This window comes from Candidatus Nitrosotalea sp. FS, from assembly GCF_011319475.1.
Classification (GTDB): domain Archaea; phylum Thermoproteota; class Nitrososphaeria; order Nitrososphaerales; family Nitrosopumilaceae; genus Nitrosotalea.
This window is the reverse complement of record NZ_RCMC01000272.1, coordinates 1-5,982: the sequence shown is the minus strand read 5'-3', so window position 1 is coordinate 5,982 and position 5,982 is coordinate 1. Positions and strand designations below refer to the sequence as shown.

The window sequence follows — 5,982 nt, the reverse complement described above, 5'->3', positions numbered from 1 at the left end:
AAATGTAACACAAAAGTTTGATGACATTTATCCAGAAGAGGCAGTGGTATCATACGAGCAAGCCCAGACACTTGTTGCAAAATCCCAGTATGAAGAAGCAATTCCATTTTATGACAAGGCTTTGGATAGACTACCGCGATACGCAAACGCTTGGCTCAAAAAAGGTGATGCCCTATACCACTTGAAAAGACATGAAGATGCACTGTTGTGCTATGCCAAAGTTTTACAGATAAATCCCGAGTCTGCAGATGCATGGAACCTGCAAGGAGTATGTCTGTCGGACCTGAAAAGATACGAAGAAGCACTGGAATGTTTTGATGAGGCCACCATACTTGATCCAGCAAACGCTCCTGCATGGAACTTTAAGGGTGTGTGTTTTTTCATTCTCGGAAGACTAGAGATGGCACTTGACTGCTTTGAGAGGGCAACAAAGATCCATCCAGATTTGACAGTTGCNAGAGGCCGACAAGTGTTATGAGAAAGCAGAGAAACTAAAATAACTTTGATCAGACGTATCTTCGTACCAATAGGTAAAAAGTAGTTCCAAGTGTGAAACCAAAAAGTAGGTGTATCAAAAGAGAGCCTGCCAAAAGATTTGACATTATCTCCCTTGCAACATTTGATATGGTTATTGGATTTGCTGTTCCCATTGTGACATACAGTGACTGTTGCAGGTATGGCTCTATACCAAGTCGAGAGATCGGATTAAAGAGTGCAAGAAACGTAATAAAACCTGCACCAAGACCAAATGCAATTGTCTGACTCTTTTTCCTAAAGTCAAATATCTCAGATGCGGACATGATGAAGCTAAACACTGCACCTATTGCAGTTCCAGTTACCAGATGCGCCATCAGGCCAAGCATAAAACTGTACTGGGTATTTCCAACATAGCTGCCAAGTATTGTTCCAAGTACTGAAAGATAAGTGCCAAGTGGTAGGTGAGTTGCATACTCACCCAAAAATATTGGTACAAGGACAGAAAAGGAGGCAATACAGCCTGCAACGGTTCCTAGTCGGATTACCTGTCGCCTCTCTGACCATATCCTATTCATCTCTGTTTTTGTAGGAGATAAAATCCTGTTTTGCTTTAACAAAAACAAGAGAATCAACCCGCCAGAGAGAAATGGTAACGTATACTGGTAGAAAGTAATGATAGTCTTGCTGTCTGTTTTTCCTCCTACAAAGAGAGGTAGAGGAAGTAAGATGTACAAGGTGATGACTAGAGCAACAATTAGCATGTTGCTTGCTTTCCAAGTCATATGTGCAGTTGATGCCATATCCTTGTGATGATATAATTACGTGAATCTAGTATTTACGCAATTTCCAGATTCATTGCTTTTTTCTAAGTCGCTAGGATTACAGAATCTCTGCAATCCATGGTGTAGTANTTCTCGGAAGACTAGAGATGGCACTTGACTGTTTTGAGAGAGCAACAAAGATTCATCCAGAATTGACAGTTGCATGGCACAACAAGGGCGGCGTGTTAATGAAGATGGGCAAAAAGAAAGAGGCCAACAAGTGTTACGAGAAAACAAAGAAACTAGGATGATTACAGTTCACCGTATCAAGTAAAAAAAAATCTACTTGGAAAAATTATCCATCATGCCTTTTTTGTGGGCATGTATTAGGTGAACTTCAAGTCCCTCACTAGAGTAGAAAACAGTATTGCATTCCTTGCAGGTTGGCATGGATAGATTTAGGACCATTTTGATTTAATGGGTTTGATTGAATCGAAGCTATCTTTAGATCAAAAATTTTTTTATCATATAGAAAATACATAGGATACATAGAAATCACTTGAGCGTGCTGCCAACAAGGATACCATCAGCCCAATAGAACCCAGTCTTTCCGTCAGGCAGAATATCATACGTGTATGTACCATTGTATGGCTCAAGATTTACACTCGTGATTTTAGAGCCGTCAAGCAAGTCCCCTGCATGCAAGTCACCAAAGAACCTGCCATCCGATGTAGGATGATTCTGTGAGACGTCTAGTTTTCTGCCATCATACAAAACCACGTGAACCACCTGGTGGTCTTGTGGAGACAGTGTTCTTCCAGTCTTTAGTATTATACCAACTTGCTTGTGGCCCAGACTGTCTTGGGTAAACACGGTCATCCCGGGCTTTAATTTTTGTACATTGGTTTGACCATCTGGTGTATCAATTATGGTATTTTCAGAAAGGCAGATAGGACATAATCTATCATAATGTTCTTTTTTCAGAAATGTTGCAGTGTTGTTTTCAATCTTGACAAGTGTAAGATCTACCGTACATCCATTGCTTACAATATCTCCAACATGTAGCGTCATTGGATAGCCAGTATTTGTTGCAAGAGGATACGCTCGAAAGACTAGACCCTGTACATTGTCTTGGAGAATTTTTTGTACAAGCAGTGGACCATCTCTTTGACCCTCACCTAGTACTACAAGTGTTCCGTTATCACTTGGGGCTGTGGTNCAAGAGGATACTCTCGAAAGACTAGACCCTGTACATGGTCTTGGAGAATTTTTTGCACAAGTAGTGGACCGTCTCTTTGGCCCTCGCCCAGTACCACAAGTGATCCGTTATCACTGTGACTAATCTTGTGATAGTACAATTATTGTTCCTTTCATCCATGGATGCGGTTCTGCATGATATGGAAATGTTCCAGGTTCTGTAAATGTAAACATGTATGTTCCACCAGGTTTTATGACACCAACATTTCCAAATGATTTTCCGTTTTGAGTCAATGGCATGTCAGGTACAATTGTATTTGCAGTCTCAGACTGACTCACCCACCTTACAGTATTGTTGACTCCAATCATTACAGTTGCAATACTTGGGCTGTAAGAGTTTACAGAAGCCTGGTTTTCAGACCCAGGTGATATCAGGACAGTAGTATAGTTTGATTCGGTTTCATTTGCCGCAACACCATGGAAGAATCCACGCGATGCAAGTTTTGAGATTGTTTCGGCCTTGAGACACACAGGTTCTAGATTGTGTGTTCTTATTGCAAGGTAGAATCCGCTGTGACATACAATGTCATTAGCAGTGGTGCCAGACTTGAACTGCCGCAGTGGTGGTNCACGCGATGCAAGTTTTGAGATTGTTCCGGCCTTGAGACACACAGGTTCTAAATTGTGTGATCTTATTGCAAGATAAAATCCGCTGTGACATACAATATCATTAGCAGTAGTGCCTGACTTGAATTGCCGTAGTGGCGGCTCTGTAACTGTATTCCCAGATGCCACATCAGATGGCATGATTTTGTAATCCCACATTCCAGACGCATTTGGAACTGGCTCGTATGGAATGTCTATTGCAAGTGTTCTGGATACATCGTTTCGTGCTATTTCTGTAAAGTTTACAGGCTGCATGTACTTGTCAGGCTGGTTCATCCCAACAAGTACCCGGAAACTTGTGTCCTTGTTGTCATACCCTTTTGAATCAATTAATGCTCTTGGGNCAAGTACCCGGAAACTTGTGTCCTTGTTGTCATACCCTTTGGAGTCAATTAATGCCCTTGGTATATCAATTACAAATTCTAGTCCTTGAGCTGTAGCGTTTGCAATATGCACCCGTAATGCATGACTGTTAGCATCTACATCCATCCCTGCAAGGTCTGCAGAACTCTTGTATTTTATAAAAAAATCTTGGTTTGAAGCAGTCAGCTTGTATGGCTCTGGAAAGAACTTGAAGTATGATCTGTCACACCAACTTTGCAAACAAGTAATGATTTGATAAATTCCAGATGTATCAAAATTTGATACAATCTTTGCGTTAAATGTTCTAGTGGTTACAGGTGCATCAATTCCCAATATGGTATCATTAACAGGGTTGACAAGCTGCAAGTGAATTGGCTTTGAATAATTTTGGACATAGACGTTTCCGTGAATGTTGATAGTGTCATTTTTTTCATAAAATTGGTTGTCGGTTCCCATTAAAACTGTCACTCCAGGTGGCGGACCACAATCTGTAACACCGACAGGACATGGAGCATATACATGATTTATTGACATAAATGAGAATCCAACTAATGATACAATCAATAGAGTAATGCGTAGNTGTAACCCCTACAGGACATGGAGCATACACATGATTTATTGACATAAAAGAGAATCCAACTATTGATACAATCAGCAGAGTAATGAATAATATATTCACTATTGAAATAATAGATTAGCATGTCTTAAAAAATTGGTGTAGGTTTGCTTTGTTTTTTAAAAAAGTAACAGCGCCAGGTAAGGGATTCGAACCCCTGCATGCTTGCGCATAACCGCTACCTTGTTTTTGATCTCGAGGCGGTCGCCGTTCCACTTGGCTAACCTGGCACTTGTCAAAGACTCTAATTTTGGTACATAAATAACATTACAAAAAGTGATCAGTAGATCAAATATATAATAAAGGATATAAAGTAGACAATCTATTATGTAGACATCAAATGGAGACAATCACAAAAAAGACAGTCTCAATTGAGTTTCAAGGCAAAAGGTACACACTTTCTGATGACATCACAGTAGGTATGATCTTGGTCCAGATGGGTCTCCCAGAAGACACCCCCGTGAGAATGACTACAACCAAAGAAGGATTCCTAATTATCCCACAAACAGAAAAAAATTGATAATGTATAGTTTATTATTGATAGATGTCAATACCACAACTGGTACTAGTTGGCAAAGACCCGAATTTCAATAACAATTGACGACAAGACTGCAAAGGCAATCGAGCTGTATTACAGAGACAAAGTAAAGACTGCAGCAGAAAAGGGAGAAGCAATTCCCAAGCTCTCAAACATTTATGAAGAAATTATAGAAAAAGGCTGGGAAAAGTCTTCTGTAAAAAAGAAATAAGAACTCTATCATGGAAACATCTTGTAGATACAAATGGGCCTAGATCTAAAACAGCTTTGTGTACGCGAAAGAACAAACCTTGAATCATTTACATCAAAGATTGTAGCAATAGACGCATACAATGCAATTTACCAGTTCCTGTCCATCATACGAGGGCCTGATGGACTTCCACTGACAGACTATAATGGAAAGATAACAAGCCACATCAGCGGACTGTTTTACAGGAATATCAATTTCCATCATTAGGAATAAAACCAGTTTATGTATTTGATGGGAGACCTCCATCACTAAAATCTGCAGAGATTCAAAGAAGAAAGCAAGTAAAAAAAGATGCCACGATAAAATATGAAAAAGCAATAAGCGAAGGAAATTATGTAGAAGCAAAAAAATTTGCGCAACAGACATCTGTTCTACGAGACGACATGGTAGAAGAATCAAAGAAATTCTTGGAGTTGTTTGGGATACCATCAATCCAGGCACCATCAGAAGGAGAGGCAACTGCCGCACATCTTACCACTACAGGCAAAGCATATGCATCTGCAAGTCAAGACTTTGACTCTTTATTGTTTGGTGCAAAAAAACTGGTTAGAAACTTTACAAACAGCGGAAAAAGAAAGCTGCCAAACAGAAACACCACAATAGAGATAGAGCCTGAAATCATCCAGATTGACAAGACATTATCCTCTCTAGACGTTACAAGAGAGCAGCTAGTAGACATTGGAATACTCATAGGCACGGATTTCAATCCAGACGGATTTGAGAGAATAGGCCCCAAGACTGCACTAAAGATGATAAAAGGCAATGGCAGTCTGGAAAATGTCTCTCAGATCCAAGAGAAATTACAAGAAATCGATTATAAGCAAATACGCGATATTTTCTTAAATCCAAAAGTAGCAGATGTATCCGAGATAAAATTCGGAGACGTGGATTATTCTGGAATTGTAAACTATCTTACAAAGGAGCGAAGTTTTTCACTAGACAGAGTCGATACTTCGTTGAACAGGCTAAAAAAAGCATTAGAGAAAAAGAGCCAGAATTTAGAACAGTGGTTCAAGTAAGTTAACTGGCACCCTATATCTGTCAATAATTAAATAGAATCAAGCCATGATGTTACCATCGGATAATCATGAAAGTAAAAGGATATGCAGCACAA

Annotated in this window: 4 protein-coding genes, 1 tRNA gene and 2 pseudogenes; 5 read left to right on the top strand and 2 right to left on the bottom strand. The window is 39.8% G+C overall.

All coding sequences use genetic code 11. From position 1 onward, the window contains the following. Positions 1-43: 43 nt before the first annotated feature. Positions 44-456, top strand: a pseudogene (locus DYY66_RS16615) (tetratricopeptide repeat protein); the annotation flags it as partial. A gap of 50 nt (positions 457-506) precedes the next feature. Here the strand turns inward: DYY66_RS16615 and DYY66_RS10855 are convergent. Next, positions 507-1,277, bottom strand: a complete 771-nt coding sequence (locus DYY66_RS10855) for a hypothetical protein (RefSeq protein ID WP_166289235.1) — start codon at positions 1,275-1,277, stop codon at positions 507-509. A gap of 128 nt (positions 1,278-1,405) precedes the next feature. Between DYY66_RS10855 and DYY66_RS16610 the strand changes: the two genes are divergently transcribed. Continuing rightward, the gene (locus DYY66_RS16610; RefSeq protein ID WP_166289232.1) at positions 1,406-1,549 is read left to right on the top strand and encodes a tetratricopeptide repeat protein; all 144 of its coding nucleotides are present in this window, start codon (positions 1,406-1,408) and stop codon (positions 1,547-1,549) included. Between the two features lie 2,665 nt (positions 1,550-4,214). Here the strand turns inward: DYY66_RS16610 and DYY66_RS10835 are convergent. Continuing rightward, positions 4,215-4,310 (bottom strand) — tRNA-Ser (locus tag DYY66_RS10835). A 110-nt stretch (positions 4,311-4,420) separates the two neighbouring features. Between DYY66_RS10835 and DYY66_RS10830 the strand changes: the two genes are divergently transcribed. From DYY66_RS10830 to fen, 3 genes and pseudogenes are all read left to right on the top strand, one after another. Beyond that, positions 4,421-4,600, top strand: coding sequence for a hypothetical protein (locus DYY66_RS10830; RefSeq protein ID WP_166289223.1), 180 nt, complete (start codon positions 4,421-4,423; stop codon positions 4,598-4,600). 49 nt (positions 4,601-4,649) lie between these two features. Continuing rightward, complete coding sequence (locus DYY66_RS10825; protein ID WP_166289220.1) at positions 4,650-4,829, top strand: hypothetical protein; 180 nt, start codon at positions 4,650-4,652, stop codon at positions 4,827-4,829. Positions 4,830-4,862: 33 nt separating this feature from the next. Further along, positions 4,863-5,887 (top strand): annotated as a pseudogene (fen, locus tag DYY66_RS10820) (flap endonuclease-1). Positions 5,888-5,982: the final 95 nt, after the last annotated feature.